General features: G+C 54.7%; 24 protein-coding genes. 11 read left to right on the top strand and 13 right to left on the bottom strand.

Features of this window, described 5'->3' with window-relative positions:
* Positions 1-98: 98 nt before the first annotated feature.
* The 4 genes from glyA (at position 99) to BVC71_RS10040 (ending at position 3478) form a co-directional block, all read left to right on the top strand.
* The gene (gene glyA, locus BVC71_RS10055) at positions 99-1388 is read left to right on the top strand and encodes a serine hydroxymethyltransferase (protein WP_086451536.1); all 1290 of its coding nucleotides are present in this window, start codon (positions 99-101) and stop codon (positions 1386-1388) included.
* Positions 1389-1496: 108 nt separating this feature from the next.
* Complete coding sequence (locus BVC71_RS10050) at positions 1497-2249, top strand: alpha/beta fold hydrolase (RefSeq protein ID WP_086451535.1); 753 nt, start codon at positions 1497-1499, stop codon at positions 2247-2249.
* 416 nt (positions 2250-2665) lie between these two features.
* Positions 2666-3022 carry a DUF4258 domain-containing protein gene (locus BVC71_RS15655; protein ID WP_086451534.1) on the top strand — a complete coding sequence of 119 codons (357 nt, stop codon included), beginning with the start codon at positions 2666-2668 and terminating at the stop codon, positions 3020-3022.
* A 9-nt stretch (positions 3023-3031) separates the two neighbouring features.
* The gene (locus BVC71_RS10040; RefSeq protein WP_086451533.1) at positions 3032-3478 is read left to right on the top strand and encodes a helix-turn-helix domain-containing protein; all 447 of its coding nucleotides are present in this window, start codon (positions 3032-3034) and stop codon (positions 3476-3478) included.
* A gap of 48 nt (positions 3479-3526) precedes the next feature.
* On the opposite strand, the gene lepA is transcribed toward BVC71_RS10040, so the two are convergent.
* Positions 3527-5326, bottom strand: a complete 1800-nt coding sequence (lepA, locus tag BVC71_RS10035; protein ID WP_086451532.1) for a translation elongation factor 4 — start codon at positions 5324-5326, stop codon at positions 3527-3529.
* 683 nt (positions 5327-6009) lie between these two features.
* On the opposite strand from lepA, the gene BVC71_RS10030 reads away from it, so the two are divergent.
* Positions 6010-6699, top strand: coding sequence for a hypothetical protein (locus tag BVC71_RS10030; RefSeq protein ID WP_133064518.1), 690 nt, complete (start codon positions 6010-6012; stop codon positions 6697-6699).
* A gap of 15 nt (positions 6700-6714) precedes the next feature.
* On the opposite strand, the gene BVC71_RS10025 is transcribed toward BVC71_RS10030, so the two are convergent.
* Together BVC71_RS10025 and BVC71_RS10020 are read right to left on the bottom strand one after the other, a co-directional pair.
* Complete coding sequence (locus BVC71_RS10025) at positions 6715-7023, bottom strand: hypothetical protein (protein WP_086451530.1); 309 nt, start codon at positions 7021-7023, stop codon at positions 6715-6717.
* Between the two features lie 12 nt (positions 7024-7035).
* Complete coding sequence (locus BVC71_RS10020) at positions 7036-7890, bottom strand: GAF domain-containing protein (RefSeq protein WP_086451529.1); 855 nt, start codon at positions 7888-7890, stop codon at positions 7036-7038.
* A 229-nt stretch (positions 7891-8119) separates the two neighbouring features.
* On the opposite strand from BVC71_RS10020, the gene BVC71_RS10015 reads away from it, so the two are divergent.
* The gene (locus BVC71_RS10015; RefSeq protein ID WP_240516831.1) at positions 8120-8431 is read left to right on the top strand and encodes an arginine transporter; all 312 of its coding nucleotides are present in this window, start codon (positions 8120-8122) and stop codon (positions 8429-8431) included.
* Here the strand turns inward: BVC71_RS10015 and BVC71_RS10010 are convergent.
* The 10 genes from BVC71_RS10010 to BVC71_RS09965 form a co-directional block, all read right to left on the bottom strand.
* A complete protein-coding gene (locus tag BVC71_RS10010) occupies positions 8415-8831 on the bottom strand; it encodes a low molecular weight protein-tyrosine-phosphatase (RefSeq protein WP_086451528.1) in 417 nt (138 codons plus the stop codon). The two genes, BVC71_RS10015 and BVC71_RS10010, sit on opposite strands and share 17 nt — an antisense overlap.
* A 2-nt stretch (positions 8832-8833) precedes the next feature.
* On the bottom strand, positions 8834-9499 hold the full coding sequence (locus BVC71_RS10005) for a DUF1523 family protein (RefSeq protein WP_086451527.1): 666 nt from the start codon (positions 9497-9499) through the stop codon (positions 8834-8836).
* Positions 9500-9506: 7 nt separating this feature from the next.
* Positions 9507-9773 carry a hypothetical protein gene (locus BVC71_RS10000; protein ID WP_086451526.1) on the bottom strand — a complete coding sequence of 89 codons (267 nt, stop codon included), beginning with the start codon at positions 9771-9773 and terminating at the stop codon, positions 9507-9509.
* Positions 9773-11104, bottom strand: coding sequence for a DUF6638 family protein (locus tag BVC71_RS09995; RefSeq protein WP_086451525.1), 1332 nt, complete (start codon positions 11102-11104; stop codon positions 9773-9775). The genes BVC71_RS10000 and BVC71_RS09995 overlap by 1 nt, the downstream gene beginning before the upstream one ends.
* Complete coding sequence (locus tag BVC71_RS09990; protein ID WP_086451524.1) at positions 11104-11346, bottom strand: hypothetical protein; 243 nt, start codon at positions 11344-11346, stop codon at positions 11104-11106. Before BVC71_RS09990 ends, BVC71_RS09995 begins: the two co-directional genes overlap by 1 nt.
* Positions 11346-11672: a hypothetical protein gene (locus tag BVC71_RS09985; RefSeq protein WP_086451523.1), complete on the bottom strand. Its 327-nt coding sequence runs from the start codon at positions 11670-11672 to the stop codon at positions 11346-11348. The genes BVC71_RS09990 and BVC71_RS09985 overlap by 1 nt, the downstream gene beginning before the upstream one ends.
* Entirely contained in the window at positions 11669-13597 is a 1929-nt protein-coding gene (locus BVC71_RS09980; RefSeq protein ID WP_086451522.1) for an AAA family ATPase, read from the bottom strand. The genes BVC71_RS09985 and BVC71_RS09980 overlap by 4 nt, the downstream gene beginning before the upstream one ends.
* Before the next feature lie 3 nt (positions 13598-13600).
* Complete coding sequence (locus BVC71_RS09975) at positions 13601-14728, bottom strand: hypothetical protein (RefSeq protein WP_086451521.1); 1128 nt, start codon at positions 14726-14728, stop codon at positions 13601-13603.
* 15 nt (positions 14729-14743) lie between these two features.
* Positions 14744-15823 carry a coiled-coil domain-containing protein gene (locus BVC71_RS09970; RefSeq protein ID WP_086451520.1) on the bottom strand — a complete coding sequence of 360 codons (1080 nt, stop codon included), beginning with the start codon at positions 15821-15823 and terminating at the stop codon, positions 14744-14746.
* Positions 15824-15916: 93 nt separating this feature from the next.
* A complete protein-coding gene (locus BVC71_RS09965; protein ID WP_086451519.1) occupies positions 15917-16759 on the bottom strand; it encodes a L,D-transpeptidase in 843 nt (280 codons plus the stop codon).
* Between the two features lie 170 nt (positions 16760-16929).
* Between BVC71_RS09965 and BVC71_RS09960 the strand changes: the two genes are divergently transcribed.
* The 5 genes from BVC71_RS09960 (at position 16930) to BVC71_RS09940 (ending at position 22371) form a co-directional block, all read left to right on the top strand.
* Positions 16930-17547 (top strand): TetR/AcrR family transcriptional regulator, encoded by a 618-nt coding sequence (locus BVC71_RS09960; protein ID WP_086451518.1) that lies wholly within the window; start codon positions 16930-16932, stop codon positions 17545-17547.
* Positions 17548-17551: 4 nt separating this feature from the next.
* Positions 17552-18136, top strand: a complete 585-nt coding sequence (locus tag BVC71_RS09955; protein ID WP_086451517.1) for an SDR family oxidoreductase — start codon at positions 17552-17554, stop codon at positions 18134-18136.
* A gap of 8 nt (positions 18137-18144) precedes the next feature.
* Positions 18145-18576 carry a hypothetical protein gene (locus BVC71_RS09950; RefSeq protein WP_133064517.1) on the top strand — a complete coding sequence of 144 codons (432 nt, stop codon included), beginning with the start codon at positions 18145-18147 and terminating at the stop codon, positions 18574-18576.
* A gap of 69 nt (positions 18577-18645) precedes the next feature.
* Complete coding sequence (locus tag BVC71_RS09945) at positions 18646-20118, top strand: NAD-dependent succinate-semialdehyde dehydrogenase (RefSeq protein WP_086451515.1); 1473 nt, start codon at positions 18646-18648, stop codon at positions 20116-20118.
* A 93-nt stretch (positions 20119-20211) separates the two neighbouring features.
* Positions 20212-22371 carry an esterase-like activity of phytase family protein gene (locus BVC71_RS09940; RefSeq protein ID WP_086451514.1) on the top strand — a complete coding sequence of 720 codons (2160 nt, stop codon included), beginning with the start codon at positions 20212-20214 and terminating at the stop codon, positions 22369-22371.

The following is a 22371-nucleotide window of genomic DNA, read 5'->3' as shown; positions in this document are numbered from 1 at the left end:
CGTTTTCATGATGATTATGACGTTTTCGCGGCTTTCCTCATTGGCTCAGACCACATAATAAGCGGGCAACACCAACCCCTCAGCCAGAGGAAGCGACTATGACTGCCACTGACGCCGGCTTTTTCACCGAAAGCCTAGAAACCCGCGATCCTGATCTGTACGCCGCCGTTCAATCCGAACTGGGCCGTCAACGTCACGAAATCGAACTGATCGCATCGGAAAACATCGTTTCCGCTGCTGTAATGGAAGCCCAAGGTTCGGTTCTGACCAACAAATACGCCGAAGGTTACCCAGGTCGTCGTTACTATGGCGGCTGCCAGTACGTGGACATTGCTGAAAATCTGGCAATCGAACGCGCTTGCAAACTGTTTTCGTGTGACTTCGCGAACGTTCAGCCGAATTCGGGTTCCCAAGCGAACCAAGGTGTTTTCCAAGCGCTGCTGCAGCCAGGTGACACCATTTTGGGTATGTCGCTGGACGCAGGCGGCCACCTGACTCACGGCGCAAAGCCGAACCAGTCGGGCAAATGGTTCAACGCTGTTCAGTACGGCGTACGTCAGCAAGACAGCCAGATCGACTATGACGCGATTCAGGCTCTGGCAACTGAACACCAGCCAAAAATGATCGTTGCTGGTGGTTCGGCCATCCCGCGCATCATTGATTTTGCAAAAATGCGCGAAATCGCAGACAGCGTTGGCGCGTTCCTGCTGGTCGACATGGCACACTTTGCTGGTCTGGTCGCTGCTGGCCTGTACCCATCGCCATTCCCACACGCACACGTCGCAACCACCACCACGCACAAAACTCTACGCGGTCCACGTGGCGGCATGATCCTGACAAACGACGAAGCGCTGGCCAAGAAATTCAACTCGGCTATCTTCCCAGGTATTCAGGGCGGCCCTCTGATGCACGTCATCGCTGGTAAAGCTGTTGCTTTCGGCGAAGCACTGCGCCCAGAGTTCAAAGAGTACCAGAAACAGGTTGTTCTGAACGCACAAGCATTGGCTGATCAGCTGATGAAGGGCGGTCTGGACATCGTAACCGGCGGCACCGACAGCCACCTGATGCTGGTCGACCTGCGCCCCAAATCGGTCAAAGGCAACCAGACCGAAGAGGCACTGGGACGCGCGCACATCACCTGTAACAAAAACGGCATCCCGTTCGACCCTGAAAAGCCGACCGTGACCTCGGGTATCCGTCTGGGATCGCCTGCTGGCACCACCCGCGGCTTCAAAGAGGCAGAGTTCCGTCAGATCGCTGATTGGATCGTCGAAGTTGTCGATGGTCTGGCTGCGAACGGTCCAGAAGGCAACGGCGAAGTCGAAGCCAAAGTCCGCGCCGAAGTCGAAGCTCTGTGCGAAAAATTCCCACTGTACCCGAACCTGTAATCGGTCAGTGAAAGACACGAAAACGGGGGCCATTGTGCCCCCGTTTTTTTATGGCGCCCACCCTGCCCCGCGTTATAGTCGCGCCGATAGATGATAAAGGTATTTCCCATGCTGAACATGATCCGCCACGGCACCCCGACAGACCGCCCCCCCCTGCTGGTCGTCCACGGATTGTTCGGATCGGCCCGCAACTGGGGCGTTATCAGCAAACGCCTGTCCGACGAACGCGAAGTCATCGCCGTGGACCAACGCAACCACGGTGACAGCCCGCGCAACGACAGCCACACCTATTTCGACATGGCCGAGGATCTGGCACAGGTGATCGACGGTAAATGGGACGTGTTGGGCCATTCGATGGGCGGCAAGGCGGCGATGGTGCTGGCGCTGAAATACCCAGAAAAGGTGAACCGCCTGATCGTGGCCGACATCGCGCCCGTGGCCTATACCCACACGCAGACGCAAAACATCAACCGCATGCGCCGCGTTGATCTGGAAACCGTCAAAGACCGCAAAGACGCCGCCGAACAGATGGGCGATCTGGACGACGGGCTACAGGCGTTTTTCCTGCAATCGCTGGACCTAAAAGAACGCCGCTGGAAACTGAACCTAGACGCGTTAGAGGCGAACATGGCCGACATCGTAGGCTTTCCTGACGTATCAGGGCAGTTTGACGGCGAAACGCTGTTTTTGTCGGGTGCCAAATCGGACTATGTCTTGCCCGAATACCGCGCACGCATCCGCGAACTATTCCCCAATTCGCATTTCGCCAAATTACCGGGGACGGGACACTGGCTCCACGCGGAAAAACCGCGCGAATTCGAAGCCGCCGTGCGGACGTTCCTGAACCTAGAGTATAGCTGACGAATAGATCGTCACGATGGCGAGGATGGCGATAGAGACAAGGTAGATGGCGGGCAAACGGGTCATTTCGGGCTCCTTTGCCCCATCTAACGCCCCCGCCCCGCCTTTCCGTCGCGCCTAACTGTTATACAGCGCCTTTGCCACGAAATAGGCTGGCACAATGCGCAAAGACATTGTCACTACCGCCGCCAGTGCCGATTTGGCTAAGCGATAGCGCTCGTTGAAAAATCAAAGGTGCGATTCGGAGAGTGTTCCGATACTTGTAGTTCCACCTCTGAAGCCACCCGACATAAACAAATAACACCCATAGGTTGATTGCCGAAACACATGTAGATAGTACTGCGCATATAAAAATCACAAACCCATTTGATTTCTCGTAACCGAGTATTAACTTGCACAATGTATCACGGTGATATATGAATCGACCAATGACTGAACCTTGGAGTCCAACCAATGCAACCTATGCTATACGAGAAATCGGGCAACACCCCGCTCTATCGCTCGCATACAAAGTGCATGCGACGCAACGACTACTCGATCGTGGTATAACCACTTCAGATGTTCTCTATCTATTGAGGAATGGGTACGTTTACGACGATCCTAGTTCAGCAACCCAGCACGGCTACTTTCGCTATAAGATACAGGGTAAAACACCCAATTCCGAAGGTCGAGATGTAGCAGCGGTAGTTGTGCCTAACTATAATACCAAGACGGTAAAAGTCGTAACTGTCATGTGGGTTGATGAACAATCAACATGCGCAGGCACGATTTAGGAGAATACCATGGCTAAATATCATTACATTGAATGTGGCTTGGACAATGTCTTCATTGACGGTCTGACCCCGATCATTGACGATGAAGGCGACGAGGTAATTACCATTCACCACATCGCAGGGCTCCACGCAGAGATCGCCCGTGGGATTGTTGGAAAAAACGGAAAAATGACTGGCAAAGAGCTCCGTTTTTTACGCACTGAAATGGGCTATACTCAAGCACAGCTGGCGGAGACGGTGAACTCGACTGGTTTAACTCTTGGGCGTTGGGAACGAAGTGAGCACCCAATCGACGCGAATGCAGAGACCGTCATTCGACGCATTGCCGGAGAAAAACTTATTGAAGCCTTTGACCGATCAATCGAAGATTTGGTCAAAAAAATTCAGTCTGATGCAGCAGCTTCAGACATTACAATTTCTTCAAATGAAGAAGGCTACCAATTGATGGCAGCATAAAACCGGTTCACAGAATAAAAAGCCCCGCAAATTGCGGGGCTTTTTGTATCAATCGTCCATTTTCAACGCAGAGATGAACGCCTCTTGTGGGATTTCGACGCGGCCGAATTGGCGCATCTTTTTCTTACCCGCCTTCTGTTTGTCCAGCAGTTTGCGTTTACGCGTCGCGTCGCCGCCGTAACATTTCGCCGTCACGTCCTTACGCATCGCCGATAGGGTTTCACGGGCGATGACTTTGCCGCCGATCGCTGCCTGAATCGGGATTTTGAACATGTGGCGCGGGATCAGATCCTTGAGCTTTTCACACATCGCGCGGCCACGCATTTCGGCGCGGTCACGGTGCACGAGCATGGACAGCGCGTCCACAGGCTCTTCGTTGACCAGAACGGACATCTTGACCAGATTGTCCTCTCGGTAGCCGATCACCTGATAGTCAAAGGACGCGTAGCCTTTGGTCACGGATTTCAGGCGGTCGTAGAAATCGAACACCACTTCGTTCAGCGGCAGGTCGTATTCCGTCATCGCGCGCGAACCCGCGTAGGTCAGGTTCAGCTGGATACCGCGGCGGTCCTGACACAGTTTCAGAACGTCGCCCAGATATTCGTCGGGCACCAGAATGGTCGCTTTGATGCGGGGTTCTTCGACGTGGTCGATCAGGGTCACATCGGGCATGTCGGCGGGGTTGTGCAGTTCTTTGACCGTCCCGTCCTTCATGTGCATGTGGTACACAACCGACGGCGCGGTGGTGATCAGTTCGATGTTGTATTCACGTTCGATGCGGTCGCGGATCACCTCTAGGTGCAACAGGCCCAAGAATCCGCAGCGGAAACCAAATCCCAGCGCGGCCGAGGTTTCCATTTCATAGCTAAACGATGCGTCATTCAGCGCCAGCTTTTCAATGGCGGTGCGCAGGTCTTCGAATTCGGCGGAGTCCACTGGGAACAGGCCACAGAACACCACAGGCTGCGATGGTTTAAAGCCCGGCAGCGGTGTGTCCGCACCCTTTTTATCGTGAGTGATCGTGTCACCAACGCGGGTGTCGCGGACCTGTTTGATCGACGCGGTCAGGAACCCAATCTCGCCCGGCCCCAGATCATCCACAGGCAACATACCTGGTTTGAACACGCCAACGCGGTCGACGTGGTGGACCGTGCCGTTAGACATGAATTTGATCTTGTCGTTCTTTTTCAGAACACCGTCCACAACGCGGACTAGAACGACAACGCCCAGATAGGCGTCATACCACGAATCGACCAGCATCGCCTTTAGCGGCGCATCGCGGTCACCCGTCGGCGCAGGCAGGCGTTGCACAATCGCCTCGAGCGTTTCTTTGATACCGATGCCGGATTTTGCGGAGACTTGCAGCGCCTCGGACGCGTCGATGCCGATCACGTCTTCGATCTGTTCGGCCACGCGGTCGCAGTCTGCGGCGGGCAAGTCGATTTTGTTCAGGACGGGCACGATTTCGTGGTCTGCCTCGATCGCCTGATAAACGTTGGCCAATGTCTGCGCTTCGACGCCTTGGGTGGAATCGACGACCAAGAGAGACCCTTCAACCGCGCGCATGGACCGCGACACTTCGTAGGCAAAGTCGACGTGGCCAGGGGTGTCGATCAGGTTCAGCACATAGGTATTACCGTCATCTGCCTTGTAATCAATGCGCACGGTGTTCGCTTTGATCGTGATGCCGCGTTCGCGTTCGATGTCCATGGAATCCAACAATTGCGCCTTCATATCGCGGTCCGCAACGGTTGCGGTGGATTGGATCAGACGGTCGGCCAAGGTCGATTTACCGTGGTCGATATGTGCAACGATCGAGAAGTTCCGGATAAGGGACAGGTCGGTCATGAGATAGGCAGCCTATATGGGGTTCAGCGCCTGTCTATGTAGGGGTTTGGGCCATTTTGCAAGAGGCAGATCAGGATTGACGTCACGGGGTTGTGATCTGCGCATAAAGTGCCCAAGTTAACCGTAGGTTGAGCGAGGGCAGAATGGCAGGCGATTTTGATTTTGACGCACATGTGGCTAAACTCGAACCAGCTACTCGGAGTGCTATTGCGGGTCTTTGTGCTGCTCGGCTGCTGCCGAATTTATGTGGCGCTGATCGCACAATAGATCGACTCGACATTTTTGTCTGTAGATCCATCCTTATTGCATCACTTCTCGGCGCATTTCCGAGCGTGGATCTAACTAGAAAGCAAAGACACACTCAAAGAGAGCTTTTCAAAAATAGATACGTCGCTATCACAACACGCACATTGCGCTCGCAAGCTTTCGACGCCGAAGTTGCTCGATCAACAGCTATGCATGCCTTGGAGGCAAGTAATTCGATTCAACAAGCCAGAGCAGCGATTAGGACTCATACTGCCTACAACCAAATAGAGGCGGCACTGAGACACAACCTGAAAATAGTAGCGAAAAGTGGTGCCCGAGATATTTTCCAAATGCGCCTTTGGCCAACCGCGCCGTCACCAGCATTAGTCTTAGAACGCTGGGCCCTTTTAAAAAATCATTGGCGTGAAAATGGCCACATGTCATTTTGGATCGACTGGTACGAAGGCATGCTAGAGGGCCGCGCGCCGGATTGGGAACTCTGGCGCCGCATCGCTGAAATCGACAATGACGAATGGGACAGCGGGCCAGAGGCCGTCGCGTCAGAAATTGAGCGGATCAAAGACGAATTGGCCGACGAGCGCGCCGCGGAGTGGATACCACAGGCCAAGTCCGTGATCGCCCGCGCAGAAACATTGGCGCCGCTTGCCAAACTTCAGGCACAGGTGATTGAGGACACGCTGACCGCTATCGTCAAACAATTGGACAGTACGGATAAGGTTCCAGACGAATTAGAACCCGTCGACCGCCTGCGTTCAAAACTCATCGGGCTGTCGATCGAACTAGCCGCAACGAAGTCGGAAGAAGACAAGGCCAAGGTCGTCGCGCAGATTATCCGTGAAATGTATCTAACGATTCGCGAACTAAATGACCGACTGAACAAATCCCGTAGTTGGGCCGAACGTCATCCTTGGAAAGCTGGTATAATTTCAGGGACCGCCGTCACAGCGTTGGGCGGGATCGTGACAGGCGTCGCGATGAGCTTTTTGGGCGGCGCAGATACAGAAGCGCAGCAGGTGATCAACTACACCTACAACAACGAAATACAGCTATGCACCGCTGACGGTCTACACGAGCCCGCAGAAATTCCTGAGATCGTTGATACTTAGCGGTGCACCCCGCCCTCACATCGTCGACATTGCCTCTCGGTCGTAGTTGAACACGGCGACGGCGGACATTTCTTGGAGCTTGAGCGTAAAGGATTTGCGCAATCCGTCGAACACTTCGCCTTTGGCGGCGCAGAATTTTTTCATCTCGGACGCGCTGTCGAAACGGACGCTGACGGACACTTGGCCCTCTTTGTCCAAAAGGATCGACAGGTTAGAGATATTCGCGTCCGCGATGGACCCGCCGATCTCTTCGGATAGGAACGACACCGCGATTTTGGCTTCTTCGATGCCAGGGAATTTGAGATTGTAGACTTTGGTAAACATTGGCTTTGTCCCTTAGAAATCCAGATCGTCCAGCATTGCGCCCAACAGTTCGGTATCCTTGAGCGGTGATGCGGCGACCTTGTAGCTGGATGGCCCCAGCCCGTGGTCGGTTTTGATGGTGCGGCCCTTGGGTGTCAGGTCTAGGCCCGCATCCGTTTTTTCGATCAACCCCAACGCGCCCAGCAGCGTGACCTCTGTCGACGATAGAGTTTTTCCCGAACAAATTTTCAAAAACGCCAACGCTTCATCCACCGACAGCATACCATTTTTTTTGAGTGCTGTCATGACATCTAGTGCTTTGTCGGCGATCAGTTCCTGTTGGTCGGTCTGCAATTGGATCGACATCGTCATATCCGCAGCCACGCCCGATAGCAGGTCAATCTGTTCGTCCGTCAGTTCGCGTGGTTCAAAATCCACCGCGCATAGCGTGCCCAAAACGTAGCCTTCGGAGGTGACCAGCGGAAAACCGGCCCAGAACACCCAATAGGGATCACCCACGATCAACGGATGATTTTCAAACGTCGGATGCTGACGCATGTCATTCACGATGATCGGCTTCGTGCTTAGCAGTGCGTGCTGGCACAAGGTGTCGTTGCGTGCGACCTCTTTGGCGCCCAGCAAGCAACCGGTGAAATTTTCAGATAGGAAATACTGGCGCGCTTCGTCTAACAGGCCAGTGTAAGCAATCGGCACGCCCGCGATGTGTCGAAACAGGCGCGTGTAAATATCGAACCGCGATAGGTTCTCGCTATCCATTAGCCCTGATCGTTTGACCGACGCCAGCCTTCGTTCTTCGTTTGAAGGGATGTCCGCGACAACGGCCTCGGGATGGCGATGAGTTGTATTTAGTTCTTGGTACTCGGACATGGATCCTCCTCTATCCGCTATCCTATAATACCCCTACGGCAACGTTCGCAGGCCAGATCAGCAAACTATCCTCATAGCCCTCGCCTTGTTCCTTTGGGTAGGCGTCCATCCCATGCGCGATATCCAGCCGACGGGGCGCGTAGACATCGGGCGCGTGTTCTGGCACCTTATGCACAACTAGTCCGTGACGCGGCATAGATCAGCGCGCGGCCAGAGCAGAGGTGAACGAATGATCCGTTTTACGATGGCAGCTGCGGCTTGCTTTGTTCTAGTTTCTTGCGGTGCAGGACGTGTTTCCGGCGAAATCGGCAACGCGTGCATGGCTGGCGGCCGGTCGGCAGCCAATTCGGCGCTGTGTTCGTGTGTTCAACGTGCGGCGAACCAAACGTTGCGCGGATCGGATCAGGCGCGCGCTGCTGAATTCTTTGCTGACCCGCATCTGGCACAAGAAACACGCCAATCAAACCGCAGCACCGACGAAGCATTCTGGGCGCGTTACCGCAATTTCGCAAATACTGCTGAATCTATGTGCCGCGCGTAACCAGCGCTTGGGCAGCTGTCTGGACAATATCCAAACAGCCGTCAAAATCACGGGTATAGTACGGATCGGGGACTGGCCCGTCGGCGAACAATCGAACAGGGGTTGTGTTCCCTGCTGGGCGCAACCGTTCGACATTCGCTAGGTTTTCGTCGTCCATACAGCAAATCAGATCAAAGTGATCAAAGTCGGCGCGACTAAATTGACGCGCCCGCAGGTCCGACATTTCGATGCCTCGGCCACGGGCGGCCTGCTGCATAGGACCGTATGGTGGCTCTCCGACATGGTAACCTGCGGTGCCGCAACTATCGGTCACCCAATCTGGAGCCAGCTCACGCAACACAGCCTCGGCCGCCGGAGAACGGCAGATATTACCCAGGCAAACGAACAGAACCGACGGCATGGTTATTTCGATTTCCAGCTATCCATCCAGCGGCCCAAACGGGATTTTCGTTTCGCAACGCCTGCTTCGACTTCGTCCCATTTATGGCCAACGCGGTCCATTGCAGGATCCAGCGACCGTTCGCGGAATTGGAACCATGCAGCACGGACAAACAAGATGCCCGCCATCAACGCGATAAAGAAGGCGATGTTGAACCACGGAATAATGCGCATATTCGGGTCTTCGATCGGTTTGATCGAAATCGCGTTGGGGTAAATGCTAAAGACTCGGTTCCGCCAACCATAGTGCGTAATTAGGTAATACTGATCGGTCGCTTTGGCGTAATCGGCGGCCTCGGCCTGCAAATCCGAACTATCAAATTTGAAATAAGGCGGCCAAATCCAACCCGTGTCTTCGTTCCGGAACACCATCGTATCATCGCCACCGCGGATAAAGCCCAACAGATATGTCTGTTGACGGACGGTATTGATCAAACGCAAATCGCGAGTCGTTTGTTCGGCGCTACCGCTGTCGGCCTGCGCATAGAACAGACGGTTAAAACCTGAAAAATCCTGACGAATGATTTCTGTCGACGTGATCCGCGCGATGTCATGCTGAGGCAGCAAATAATGAAAAAACGGCAGCAATAGGACAGCAACAACCAAACGAAAGAAGGTTTTTAATTTCATCTTATTCTCAATTCACCAGATACATGATCACGCCAACCGTTATGATCGGTACAACATAGACCAAAAAAATCAGCTTTTTACGAAAACCCGTTTCGTATTTTGCCATTCCCGCGTTGATATAATCCGCACGCGCCGCAGGATCACCCCCCGGATTGTCGTGATCCCAATGTTTTTCCAATCGTTCGCGGCGAACCGATCGCGAATAGATCGACACCACAAAATAGATAGCCGTCAAAACGACAAAGCCCAAAACCATAAAATAGATAAACCGCATCACCGCCCCCGTCTGATCGCACCCCAAGGGCCAACCGCATCTAGGATATCGCGTTTTTCGGTTTTTGGCACGTTCGGCAGCCCGTGATGCCCAAATAATTTGGCGCGTGTGCCTGCTTTGTCCGCTGCATATTCACGAGCCAGAAAATCCGCCACATAGTCTTTTTTCGCATCCGACCATTTGGCGTAATCCGCGTAAAACGCGTCTTTATGACAGATGAACAGCTGCCGCACATCCAGTGGCGCCAGTTCGGCCAGCAGCATGTTTACCAGATCGGTGTTTTTGCTACGCGACGCTCGCAGCGAATAGAAATATGCGGGATGATCGCTGTCGATGCGGGGCCATTCCCCGGCACCTTCGGCCCAGCGTGCCAAAGCGGCCAAACCTTTCCATTCTGGCGGCAGCTCTGCTGCGTATTTTCGGCCCAGAATGCGCATATCGCGCCGCGTGGCGCCTACTAATGTTTCACCATGGCGCGCAGCGACCTCGGCCACGATGAAATCCATTTTCTGATGCAGAATAGAGGCGGCATCAACGCCGCGCGCATCTGCCAACGGTTCGGCCAAACGATTTTGGCGCAGAAATTTTGCAATCGCGCCCCGATCCGCCAAGGTTATGCATTTCGCATCAACAGCCAGCCGATCATGTGCAATCACAACCGGATCGCCGTAGCTGCGAAATAGGTATACGCCGCCAAAGTGTGCTGTCCAAAAGTCATCGGCGTCGAAACTGTTTTGCGTCAAAGTCACAGGATTGCGCGTTACATCACCCGTTTCTTTGGCCAATCCGATCATTTCGCCAATCAGCACATCATCCCACCATGCGTCCGGTTCGGATTTGAACCGATCAATCAACTTGCCCAATGTGGCGGCTGTTTTCACGGTGCCTTGGGTCGTGTCTGCCTCGATCGTGATACGGCGAATGTTGAACAAATCATTTGGCGTATCGGCGTGATAAACCGAATTCACCATTTCACCCGCAACGGCATCACGAGCGGTAAGTGCAAACAGCTGTTCATGATTTGCGTCGATGAATTGCCGCAGTATCCCGCGCGAAGTGGAAAATTTTGCGTCTAATAATGGCGCGGTTTTTTGCTCCGTCGTGAGCAGGATAAACTGGCGGTTCACGCCCGACTGGTTCAGATACAGCGGGTCGCCCAATTCATCTGCGACCTCTGGCGAAAAACCCGAAATGTCGATGTGAAATTCGGTTTGTTCCGTCTGATGACCCGTCAGGGATTTCAGGGCGCGGTTGTAACGTTCAACCAAAACTGGGCTGTCGATCCGCACCAGATTGCCAAACATCAAACCTTTTTCAATGAGCCGATACATCACTGCCCCCTATCGCGAAAAAGCAAGATACCGACCCAGATCGCCAAAATGAACATGCCCGCGAAACATCCCAACACCAAAAAGGCTGAAAACACTTCGGCTGGGGTGTCTGTCGCGGCGCAGATGCCGTCGGTCATGGGGGAAATCAGGCCTTTGACACCGCACATCTGAATGGTCATCGCCGTTGCGATACCAAAAGCGGTCACAAGAGCCGCGATAAAGGGGGTAGCAACCCGTTTCATCACCACACCTCTTTCGTCCATTTGCGCGGCAATCCCGCCAGCGACAAAATCATAATCGGCGCCCAGATCAGGGCCGAGATCATGGACAACCGTCCGAAATATCCGATCGCAGGCCCCACCCCGTCCATCAGCATCGCCGACAGCGGCATGCCTTGGATCACGTATAGGACCATGAAATATACGATCCCCAGACAGCCCATGATCAACGTGGATAGCAGAGCGTTCAACAACAGCGGGCGGACGCCTTCGGGTAGGAGTTTCCCCAAAACACGCGGCACGAACCAGCCGATCAGCGCCAAGATCACTGCGGGGATGAAAATGTTCATACCTTGCCCTCTAAGTAACGGCGCTTTGCCTCTTCGGATAGGCGCAGATCGCGGACCATTTGTTCGATTGCGGCTTCATCGGATTTGCCTGCGTAGCGGAATTCGCTATCGGCGTAGCGGTTGATTTCCTGCAGCACCATGTCGGTGGTGATCGGCTGGCGCAGATCGGAAATCATGTTGCGTTTGGTGTCGTAATCTTTGCGCAAGAACAGTTCGGGATTTTCCATCCATTCGTCGGGCAGTTCGAAATCCATCGCGCGGACTTTGACAGCATCCGTGATGTTTTTGATCGCGCGGCCCGTGAACCGATGATCGGCCTCTTGGATCGCTTTTAGATATGCGCCCAATTTGGCGATGGTATCAGGCTGGCCGATCTGGCCGTGCAGTCGGTCAAAGACCTGTTCCAACCGCGCCTCTTTCGGGCGGTTGTGAGATTCAAAACTGCGGGCCACGGCGCGTTTGATTTGCTGTGCAGAAAACAGATCGTGCTGGCCCAACGGGATGTCGTGATTTTTGGCCAATAGCAACGACAAGATGTCGATGTAATCTTCGCGCGTTTGGGGGCCGTCCACCAAAAACCGCGCCCCTGCCCGCTGGCGCAGCGCATCATCCACGTTTTCAGGAAAGTTCGAAAACATCCCAAAGGTACAGTTGCCGCGCACGACGGTGTTGGCACCCGCGAATGCCTCCATAAACACGGCGGTGACCTCTTGCTGGCCCGCGCTGGATTGACGGTCGCCGCGTTTGCCTGCGATCTGGTCGATATCATCAATCGTCCCAAACCCGATGACGGATGGGTCCAGAACGGTGTTGATGAACGCCTTGGCATTCTGGCCCGATTTGCCCTGATAGCTGTCAATATTGTCGATGCCGAAATTCTGATACCGGAACGGATAGCCCGCGATCTGGCAATAATCATGTACCATCCCCGCCATCATCTGGATCAGAGTGGTCTTGCCCGTCCCCGGTGCGCCATCCCCCATAAAGGTAAAGATGAAACCGCCCAGATCCGCGAACGGGTTCATTTTGCGATCAAAGTCATAGGCCATCAGCATTTTGGCCAATTTCATCGCCTGATATTTGGCGATGTGGTTACCGACGACTTCGTGCGGTTTTTTGAACTGCATCGTCAGGGTCGTTGATTTCGCAGCGCGGGCGGCGGTGAAACCGTTCACGGTAAATCCGTCATCCGTGCGCCAGCTACCGTCAACAAAGGCGCCCAATCGCGGCGCGTTGGCGGCGCGGGCGGCGACCTTTTCCATTAACACTTCGGCAAAGCTGACAACGCGGGCGACCAGATGCTCGTCGCTGTCTTCGCGGCCTTCGATCTGGCGCTCCAGTTCCCACAGTGCGCCCTGCATCCCCAGCAGCGCGTTTTCGGTCAGCACCTCGACCACATCGGGCTGATCGACGGTCACGTCCGATACGCGGTCGGCCAAGGCAAAAGTCAGGAACGACCCGAATACGTGCAAGCTGGCCAAAGCTTCGGCGGATAACGCTTCGGCGAATTCAACGGATTTTGACGGGGCCATACCGCCCTGTAGATTGGCGCGTTTCAGATCGGCCAATCCGCTAATTTCGGCGAACTGATCCCCAACGGCGCGGGCAACCGCAATCGCACGGCGCAGGGCGTTTAGAACCGCCGACTGCGCGGGCGAAATCAGGCCGTCGTTTGAATTCAGCTCTTCGATCGTTTCGATCAGGTGCACGCCTTCGTTTCGGGTGGACCGAGACGCAGCCAAACCCGGTGTCGTGGCCCGAAACGCACGGCGTGCGCCGATGCCAGGGGACCGTTCGGGCAAAGACGCCACAGGTTTGCCGATGCGCGGGGCGTGATCGAACCCCTGCAATAGCGCCAGCGCAGCAGGGTAATGTTTGCGAATGTCCGCTTCGCGCAGTTCCATCTGTCCGGTGTTCTGGCTCATGTTCTACCTATAACTCAACACGCGGCCCGTAGGGCTGACCACAAATTTACGTACATCCCCGAAACCCGCGGGGTTCAATTCGGCCAGCGCCTGATAGGGCCGTTCAGGCATAATGATCGACCGCGCCATTGACGTCGCGCCCGTATCCGCACCACGCCCCGCAAACGGGTCCAGAGCGAAAATCTGACGTTCAACGCGGCCAAACCAGCCCGATTTCACATCCTCGACCCGTTCGGATTTCAGATCCTCTTCGGTCCAAACTAGCGCCCAATCTTCGCCTACGGGCGATTTGGCCTTTTTCAACACTTCGCGCAGGGGGCCGGATTGTTGGGTAAACGCGTGGGAATACATCGGGCCGATGTGAATGCGGCGCAGACGTTTGGGGTGCAGATCGTCGAAATCTTCGTCGAAACCTTTGGCAATTGTCAGCAGTTTCAGCCCGCCGACCGATTGCGCCATCAGGTGCTGCATCACCTCGGGCCAGCGGCGTTCGTCTTTGGGCAAGCCGATTTTTCCGCTGTCTTCGACTTCCATCAGATAGATGGTCGGCAGGTTGATCTGGCTGTCGTAGACGGCCCAGTGGATCAGGTATTTACGCCGCCCATCACGATCCCCGCGCCAAATCACATCGGGATCATTGCGCGACCAAAACAATCCGCCTCGCGCCAGTTCCTGATAATACATCCGCTGAGACAGCGCGTATTGCAGTTTCGTCGGGATCGCCTGATCGGTCAGGATTTGGCGAACCATTTGGTCCTTCAGCTCTGCCTCGGACGGGATCCCGTCCAAATGGCGCTGCGCCTGCTGCGCGTCATTCGCCATTTCCAGCAGTTCGGGATAAACGGGAAAGCCGCTTTCGATGCGGTCAAAGGTCAGGTTCCCCGCATGCGCAAACCGACCCGAAAACAGGTATTTGTACCGCAAAGCCCGAAACGACAGGTTCAGCGCCACCAGATAGCGGGCAATCACATCGATTTCGTGGCGTTTGTAACGACCCTCTACCTCCATCACGGCGGCGACTTTGCCCAAATAGCCAGTGATTTTCTGGAATTTGTCAAAATAGCGCCGCGTGATGCGGGTGTCCTCTAGCTGGAAATGATCCAGCGTCAGGTCGGATTTTGCGTCGGTCATGCAGTCCCCTATCGGTTACTGCTGACCATAGGCGTTTTTGTCGTGCTTTTCGACGATCTTTTGGAAACGGCGCAGGAAACGTTCGTCGGCTTTTGCCTTTTCCTCTAGCACCTTACGGGCGAAAACCATGTGGTCTTCGTGGGCCTCTAGCATGTCGGCCATGCGCGAATTCGTGGCAGAGCCAATCGCGGCCATGGCTTGCTGCGCCTCTTTATCCGTTTGAACGCCGATTTCGTTGATGCGGTGGGCGATGTCCTGCTGCTGGGCGGTTTTCAACGATTTGGTCAGGGCATCATACAGAACGACACGCTGTTTGGTGTCGGTCATCAGTTTGTTGATCAAAACCATCTGCGTTGCGGCCTGATTTTGCAGCGAATCCAGCCAAGTTTTGCCCTTTTCGATATAACGTTCCAGCGTCTGGGACTTCGCCAGTTTGACCTGTTCGGTCTGAACCAATTCGTTGTATTGCGCGTTCAAATCCGCCAGTTGCGTTTCCAGCGCCGTACGCGCAGCCGCATCGGTTTCAACGGCAATTTTGTTTTCCAGTTCGATGATTTTCGGGTCCATCGCAAGAATATCGGCGCGCACTTTTTCTAGTTCCTGAACAGTGAATTCGCGTTCATCCAGCGTGGATTTCAGGTTGTCATCCACCTTGGTTTTTTGGTCGTTCAGAATGGCCAACTGGCCCTCTAGCAACTGCTGGATGGTGTTCGATTTGGCGATCAGGTCCTGCAATTTGTCATCAATCGACGCGGTCCGCATACGTTCCTGACGCATGGATTCAGATTTGCCGCGTGAAAAGATACCGACAAATTTCTCCATCGCGGTTTTCGAACGCATTTCATCAAAATCAGATTGGAAACCAGCGGTGACATCATCCAAACCCATAATCAGTTCGGCGATGTTGGCGTTCATCGCCTCTGTATGGGCATGAACGTCGTCCAGTGTGGCGTTTTCGATATCAACGGTGACATCGGTACCCGTTGCCATTTTCGCGCGCGCACCTTCGATCCGCGAGGTCAGCTCAGAAATTTTTGACTGCGCCTCTGCGACTTGGGCCTGAGATTCACGAATTTGCGCGTCGAAATTGGACATATTACACCTGTATCAATCAAATCTAATCCAGATGTAGTAAAGCCTACGGTTGTAACAAAGAGGCAAGGACAAAATTCCTTGCCTCTTCATCTTTTAAACGTCTTCTTGCGGCTCTTCGGCGTCTTGTTCCTCGGCGGGCGCCAATTGATCAGCCAAAATCTCAGCGATCGGGCGGTCTGCCAAAACTGCGTCTTCGCCATAGATATCATCGGGATCAATGTGCGTGGCTGGCAGTTCGATACCGCGATCATAAAATTCATCTTCGATACGGATCGAATCTTCTTCGCTGCGCATCACGACGTCAGTGCCCAGCGGAACCATGTCGAACAGATGAATGATGTCGTGGTTGAACATACGGATACAGCCAGCCGAACCAGAATTACCGATGGACGCTAGATCATTCGTGCCGTGGATACGGTAATAGGTGTCGCGGCCTCCCTGATACAAATACAGAGCCCGCGCGCCCAGTGGGCTGCGCAGCCCGCCAGGAATACCACCCGCGAAATCGCCATAGACGTCGGGTTCGGTGCGCAGCATATTTGCGGTTGGCGTCCAGCCCGGCCATTCAACTTTGCGGCGGATGACAGTGTCGCCACGGATCGCGCGACCCAAACGGCCAACAGCGATCGGGTAACGCCACGCGGTCCCGTCGTCCATGATCCAGTAGAGGAATTTGGCGTAAATATCGACTTCGATCGTACCGGGCTCTTCGTCACCCGAATAATAAACCAGAACCCGGCGGTTAGGCTCTGCCAGATAGGACGCATCAATCGCCGGCAGGGCATAGCCGTTATCGATGATCGTGTCATAACCCGGAACGATAACAGGTTCGGGCGGTGCGGTTTCAATTGGTTCTTCTTGCTGACACGCAACCAAAGCCAAAAGCCCGAATAGCGCGAAAACCGAACGAATAGACACAAAAGCCAAAGGTCGCATTACATAAATCCAATATTTTCTGCCCAGACACTTAGCACCCAAGGTCAAAATCGCAAATCTCTGAAAAAGATTGCACAGATATGTGACCAAAAGGACAAACAGGGCGAAAAAACACTGTGATCTGCGGTGTTGCCTGCGTATCGTGACCCTGAAACGTTAACGAGGCCGCAATGACTGATCGAAGAACCGCAATTAAATCCGCTGCTTTAGCAGGTTTTTTAGAAAACGGATATGCGGCGACGACGATCACCCAGATCGGACGCAAAAGCGGATCAACGGTGGGGTCAATTTATCACGCGTTTTCGGGCAAAGCAGCCATAGCCTATGAAATCTGGATGGATGGCCAGCCCGAAGATTTCGCAACAGTGATGGCCAACGCATCGAACAAACCCCGCAAGGCCATCGCCGCGCTGATCGAACATTACCTGAATTGGGGCTGGTCCAACCCCGATCTATATCGGTTCCACCGCGATCTAATGATGCGATCGAAATCCGACCCTGACTTTGCCCCGCTGACCGTGGAAATCGAAACACAGATGCGGGAATGCGCGGCAATTTTCCAAACTTGGGTCAATGACGGTGGCATTCAGGATGTTGACTGGTCCGTGGCATCGGCCCTGATTTTCGGGCCTGCGGACCACTATCTGGAATCCAGCGCGGGTAAAAACGATGATCTGGCAGCGACTTTGGCCAATGCTGCATGGCAAGGTTTGAAACCGTCAAAAAATGACAATGCGCAGACGGATAAGAAAAACAAAAAAGATAAAGGCGGCAAAAAGTCAAAATAGCCTGATGACCAATTCGAAAATTTCTACTGCAGTCCTTTACGGGGCGACGTCTGATGTCGCGCCAAAAATCGCAACAGCTTTACACCAATTCGGCATCAAGTTCGCGGCCGTTGATCCAGACGGAGAAGCGGCTAAATCTGTCGTCACGGGAACCGATGGGATTTCGATGGCGGGCGATTTGGCCGACAACGGTAGCGCCGCTGGTCTGGCATATGATCTGGCCGATCAGCTGGGCGATATTGATATCATCATTTGCTTATCGGATGGCCCCATGCGTCAGGGCTTTGCCGTCCCCGTTGCGCATTTCGACGCGCTGACACAATCGCAATTGCGCCCCGTTTACATGATCGGACGGCATTTCGTACCGGGAATGGCAGCCGCAAATGGCGGGAAAATCGCGGTACTGACGAATTCCCCCGCGCAAGGCGATGTATGGGCAAACGCCAGCGCGGCGTTTGTGCGCAATGCACTGGATGCAATGGCGAATGATCCTTTGGCAGATGACATCACGTTTGAATACGTGCAGATTGATGCGGACACAGATTTGGATGCGACGCTATCATCATTGAGCGGTAGCGCACAGGGATAGGAACCATCATGCTTAGCATTTGGCGCAGCCTGTTTGACCCCGCTATGCCCAGCGATAATGACGACACAGACGACCATCCGTCGATCCCCGAAGGCATGACGCGCGTCCATATCTTTGCCGGAAATTTCGACACCGAAGAGGCTCTTTTGGCCTATTGTTTCGATAGCCCCGACGACGATACCCCCGAACCAATCAACGTGGATTTACCGGGCGCTTTTGTGGATACCACCTATGTCGCGACCGGATATGCGAACGCGGTTCCTGTGGTGTTGGCTGAGTTTTTCTCTCCTGCCGAACAGGAACGTCTGCGCCGCCGGATCGGCGCGCGGAATTCCATTGTTGTGATGTCCGAATATGCCTTTGGTGGCTTTCCTTATGAATTGGATGACACACCTAAGTTAGAATATTTGGGCGCTCAGCTGGTTCCTTTGCCGCAATAGACGAAAGGGGCTTTACGATCTGGCGCCCCCATGTTTGAAATATGATCAAATTTCCAGACGGAGAGCCCGATGACCGCCACCAACCTGAAATCCCTGCTGAAAAATCCCGATCTGGTTTGTGAACAGACCTACGTGAACGGCGCATGGATTGATGCGTCGAACGGCGCAACCTTTGACGTGATTAACCCCGCCCGAGGCGACGTGATCGCATCAGTCCCTGACCTGCCCCGCGCCGATTGCGCCGCTGCGATTGACGCGGCCTATACCGCGCAAAAAGACTGGGCCAAAAAGACGGGCAAGGACCGCGCGAAAATCCTGCGCAAATGGTTCGACCTGATGATGGAGAACCAAGAGGATCTGGCCATCATCATGACCGCCGAACAGGGCAAACCGCTGGCCGAAAGCCGCGGCGAAGTCGCCTATGGCTCGTCCTTTGTTGAATGGTTCGGCGAAGAGGCTAAACGCGTTTATGGCGAAACCATTCCGGGCCATATGTCCGACAAACGCATTACGGTCATCAAACAACCCATCGGCGTTGCGGCGGGTATCACCCCGTGGAATTTCCCAAATGCGATGATCGCACGCAAAGTCGCCCCTGCGCTGGCAGCGGGCTGTTCGTTCGTTATCCGCCCTGCATCGCAAACGCCACTGTCCGCGCTGGCAATGGCGAAACTGGCCGAACAGGCTGGCATCCCTGCGGGCGTATTCAGCGTGATTACGTCCGAGGACGCATCGGGCATCGGCAAAGAATTCTGTGAAAACCAAAAAGTCCGCAAACTGACCTTTACCGGATCAACCGAAGTGGGCCGCATTCTGCTGCGTCAAGCCGCTGATCAGGTGATGAAATGTTCGATGGAACTGGGCGGCAACGCGCCATTTATCGTATTCGATGACGCCGATATCGACGCCGCCGTTCAAGGCGCGATTGCTTGTAAATTCCGCAACAACGGCCAGACCTGCGTTTGTGCGAACCGCATCTATGTGCAGGACGCTGTCTACGACGAATTCAGCGCGAAACTAAAAGAGGCCGTCGAGGCGCTGCAGGTCGGCGATGGTCTGGACGACGGTACCGATCTGGGCCCGCTGATCGAACCCAAAGCGCTAGATAAAGTCCGCGATCATATCGAAGACGCCTTGTCCAAAGGCGGCAAGGTCATCACTGGCGGCAAAGCATCGGACAAAGGCGCTCAGTTCTTTGAACCGACCATCGTTTGCGACGTGACCAGCGATATGAAAGTCGCGACCGAAGAAACCTTTGGCCCGTTCGCGCCGCTATTCCGTTTCAAAGACGAAGACGAAGTGATCGAACTGGCGAACAACACGATCTTTGGTCTGGCGTCCTATTTCTATGCCAACGACCTATCCCGCGTGATCAAAGTGCAAGAGGCGCTGGAGTACGGCATCGTGGGCGTGAACACTGGCATCATTTCGACCGAAGTCGCCCCGTTTGGCGGCGTCAAACAATCGGGTCTGGGCCGCGAAGGTTCGCACCACGGGATCGAAGATTACCTCGAACTGAAATACATCTGCACAAACGTCTGACGTTTTACAAAACCGTCATGGCCGCTTCATACGGCGGTCATGACATTCCTTCATGCGACATGCGTCTTTTTATTAAACCCGCATGAGAACAGCATGAACTTTAAATCCGTCTGCCTCACGTCCATCCTTGCCTTGGCCGCTGGTCAGGCAATGGCCGACATGAATTTCAACCGCATTTCGTCCTTTGCCACGCCGCGCAACATGTCCGAAGGCGAAGATCTGGCTCGCGAAACCTCGGCCGAGATTATTTCGGCAACCGCAGACGGCATGACGGTGGTCTACACCGATAGTCCGCTGGGCGTCATCGGCCTGATCGACATCACCGACCCAACGAACCCCGCCCCGCTGGGCAACATCGCGGTGGACGGCGAACCAACAGCCGTTTCGGTTATCGGCAACACTGCCTTTGTTGGCGTCAACACGTCCGAATCCTACACCGCGCCGTCGGGCAAATTGGTGTCGATCGACCTGAACAGCCGCGTAATCACGGGCGAATGTGATCTGGGCGGTCAGCCCGATTCCACCGCCGTGGCCCCTGATGGGTCGTTCGTCACCGTTGCGATTGAAAACGAACGCGACGAAGATCTGGGTGATGGCCGCGTGGGCCAAGCCCCAGGTGGTTACGTTGTCAAAGTCGCCGCACAGGACGGCGCGATGGACTGCGACAGCCTGATGAAAATAGACGTCACAGGTCTGGCCGAAGTCGCTCCAGAAGACCCAGAGCCTGAATTCGTTGATGTGAACGGTCTGGGCGAAATCGCAGTGACCATGCAGGAAAACAACGAAATCGTTGTAATCGATGCAGACGGCGCAGTGATGAACCATTTCTCGGCAGGTGCTGTCGATCTGATGAACATCGACGCAACGGACGAACGCGCAACGCTGACGTTCACCGAAAACCAGATGGGCCGCCTACGCGAACCTGATGGCCTGCAATGGATCGACGACAACCACTTTGCCATCGCAAACGAAGGCGACATGGACGGCGGTTCGCGCGGCTTTACCATTTTCCACAAAGACAGCACCGTGGTCTATGAATCTGGCACCGCGATGGAATACGCCGTGATCCAATCGGGCCACTATCCAGACAAACGGTCGGACGCCAAAGGCAACGAACCCGAAGGCATGGAATTCGCTGTTTTCGGTGACACCCCGTACTTGTTCGTTCTGTCCGAACGCGCATCGGTCGTGGCCGTTTATGACGTAACCGACCCCGCCGCACCTGTTCTGGCAAACATCCTGCCATCGGGCATCGCCCCAGAAGGCGCGATCGCCATCCCAGAACGCAACCTGTTCGTCACCGCGAACGAGGCCGACCTGATCGAAGACGGCGGCGTCCGTGCCCACGTCATGGTCTACGAACTGCAAGACGCGCCAGCCGCTTACCCCCAGTTAACCTCTGCCGGTGCGGATGAACTGATCGGTTGGGGCGCAATTTCGGGCATGGTCGCAGGCGACAACGGCACGATCTACGCTGTGAACGATAGTTTCTACGCCTATCAACCGACCATTTTCACCATCGACACCACCCAGACCCCTGCCCGCATCACCGATGCGACCCCAGTGACCCGCGGCGGCTTCCCTGCGCAAAAACTGGATATGGAAGGCATCACGCTGGACGGTAACGGCGGTTTCTGGATCGCATCCGAAGGCCGCACCGACCGCATGGTTCCGCACGGCATCTACCACGTGAACGCAGACGGAGAGATCGAAGAAGAAATCGCGCTGCCTGCTGAACTGCTGGCCGTTGAAAAGCGGTTCGGTTTTGAAGGCATCACCATGATCGGCGACACCCTATGGATGGCCGTTCAACGTGAATGGGCCGATGACGCGGATAACCACGTGAAACTGGTCGCCTATAACACCGAAACCGAAGAATGGGGCGCGGTCCTGTTTAACAAAGTCGCGCCAGAAACAGGCTGGGTTGGCCTGTCGGAAATCGTAGCGCACGGCGATTACGTTTACCTGATCGAACGCGACAACCAGATCGGCGCGGCCGCAGTCACCAAACAGATCGTGCGCATCCCTGCGTCCGAAATGGTGCCTGCAGAACTGGGCGGCGACCTGCCTGTTGTATCGTCCGAAGTCGTCTATGACCTGATCCCTGATCTGGCAGCAAACGGCGGTTACATCGTGGACAAAGTCGAAGGTCTGGCAATTTTCCCAGACGGCACCGCGTGGGTTTCGACCGACAATGACGGCGTCGACGACAGTTCTGGCGAAACGTTATTCTGGTCGATCGGCCAGCTGTAA

Origin of the sequence: Marivivens niveibacter (assembly GCF_002150005.2) — a bacterium.
In the GTDB taxonomy this organism is placed as follows: Bacteria; Pseudomonadota; Alphaproteobacteria; order Rhodobacterales; family Rhodobacteraceae; genus Marivivens; species Marivivens niveibacter.
This window is presented reverse-complemented; position numbering and strand designations above follow the sequence as displayed.

Excerpts from the sequence above, each read along its gene's own strand:
- BVC71_RS09975 (WP_086451521.1), bottom strand. The coding sequence starts at position 14,728 with ATGACCGACGCAAAATCCGACCTGACGCTGGATCATTTCCAGCTAGAG.
- BVC71_RS10010 (WP_086451528.1), bottom strand. The coding sequence starts at position 8,831 with ATGCCGTCGGTTCTGTTCGTTTGCCTGGGTAATATCTGCCGTTCTCCG.
- BVC71_RS10025 (WP_086451530.1), bottom strand. The coding sequence starts at position 7,023 with ATGTTTACCAAAGTCTACAATCTCAAATTCCCTGGCATCGAAGAAGCC.
- BVC71_RS09945 (WP_086451515.1), top strand. The coding sequence starts at position 18,646 with ATGACCGCCACCAACCTGAAATCCCTGCTGAAAAATCCCGATCTGGTT.
- BVC71_RS09980 (WP_086451522.1), bottom strand. The coding sequence starts at position 13,597 with ATGAGCCAGAACACCGGACAGATGGAACTGCGCGAAGCGGACATTCGC.
- BVC71_RS09955 (WP_086451517.1), top strand. The coding sequence starts at position 17,552 with ATGACCAATTCGAAAATTTCTACTGCAGTCCTTTACGGGGCGACGTCT.
- lepA (WP_086451532.1), bottom strand. The coding sequence starts at position 5,326 with ATGACCGACCTGTCCCTTATCCGGAACTTCTCGATCGTTGCACATATC.
- BVC71_RS09960 (WP_086451518.1), top strand. The coding sequence starts at position 16,930 with ATGACTGATCGAAGAACCGCAATTAAATCCGCTGCTTTAGCAGGTTTT.
- BVC71_RS09950 (WP_133064517.1), top strand. The coding sequence starts at position 18,145 with ATGCTTAGCATTTGGCGCAGCCTGTTTGACCCCGCTATGCCCAGCGAT.
- BVC71_RS09990 (WP_086451524.1), bottom strand. The coding sequence starts at position 11,346 with ATGAAACGGGTTGCTACCCCCTTTATCGCGGCTCTTGTGACCGCTTTT.
- BVC71_RS15655 (WP_086451534.1), top strand. The coding sequence starts at position 2,666 with ATGAATCGACCAATGACTGAACCTTGGAGTCCAACCAATGCAACCTAT.
- BVC71_RS10005 (WP_086451527.1), bottom strand. The coding sequence starts at position 9,499 with ATGAAATTAAAAACCTTCTTTCGTTTGGTTGTTGCTGTCCTATTGCTG.
- BVC71_RS10030 (WP_133064518.1), top strand. The coding sequence starts at position 6,010 with ATGTCATTTTGGATCGACTGGTACGAAGGCATGCTAGAGGGCCGCGCG.
- BVC71_RS10015 (WP_240516831.1), top strand. The coding sequence starts at position 8,120 with ATGATCCGTTTTACGATGGCAGCTGCGGCTTGCTTTGTTCTAGTTTCT.
- BVC71_RS10000 (WP_086451526.1), bottom strand. The coding sequence starts at position 9,773 with ATGCGGTTTATCTATTTTATGGTTTTGGGCTTTGTCGTTTTGACGGCT.
- glyA (WP_086451536.1), top strand. The coding sequence starts at position 99 with ATGACTGCCACTGACGCCGGCTTTTTCACCGAAAGCCTAGAAACCCGC.
- BVC71_RS09965 (WP_086451519.1), bottom strand. The coding sequence starts at position 16,759 with ATGCGACCTTTGGCTTTTGTGTCTATTCGTTCGGTTTTCGCGCTATTC.
- BVC71_RS10050 (WP_086451535.1), top strand. The coding sequence starts at position 1,497 with ATGCTGAACATGATCCGCCACGGCACCCCGACAGACCGCCCCCCCCTG.
- BVC71_RS09995 (WP_086451525.1), bottom strand. The coding sequence starts at position 11,104 with ATGTATCGGCTCATTGAAAAAGGTTTGATGTTTGGCAATCTGGTGCGG.
- BVC71_RS10020 (WP_086451529.1), bottom strand. The coding sequence starts at position 7,890 with ATGTCCGAGTACCAAGAACTAAATACAACTCATCGCCATCCCGAGGCC.
- BVC71_RS10040 (WP_086451533.1), top strand. The coding sequence starts at position 3,032 with ATGGCTAAATATCATTACATTGAATGTGGCTTGGACAATGTCTTCATT.
- BVC71_RS09985 (WP_086451523.1), bottom strand. The coding sequence starts at position 11,672 with ATGAACATTTTCATCCCCGCAGTGATCTTGGCGCTGATCGGCTGGTTC.
- BVC71_RS09970 (WP_086451520.1), bottom strand. The coding sequence starts at position 15,823 with ATGTCCAATTTCGACGCGCAAATTCGTGAATCTCAGGCCCAAGTCGCA.
- BVC71_RS09940 (WP_086451514.1), top strand. The coding sequence starts at position 20,212 with ATGAACTTTAAATCCGTCTGCCTCACGTCCATCCTTGCCTTGGCCGCT.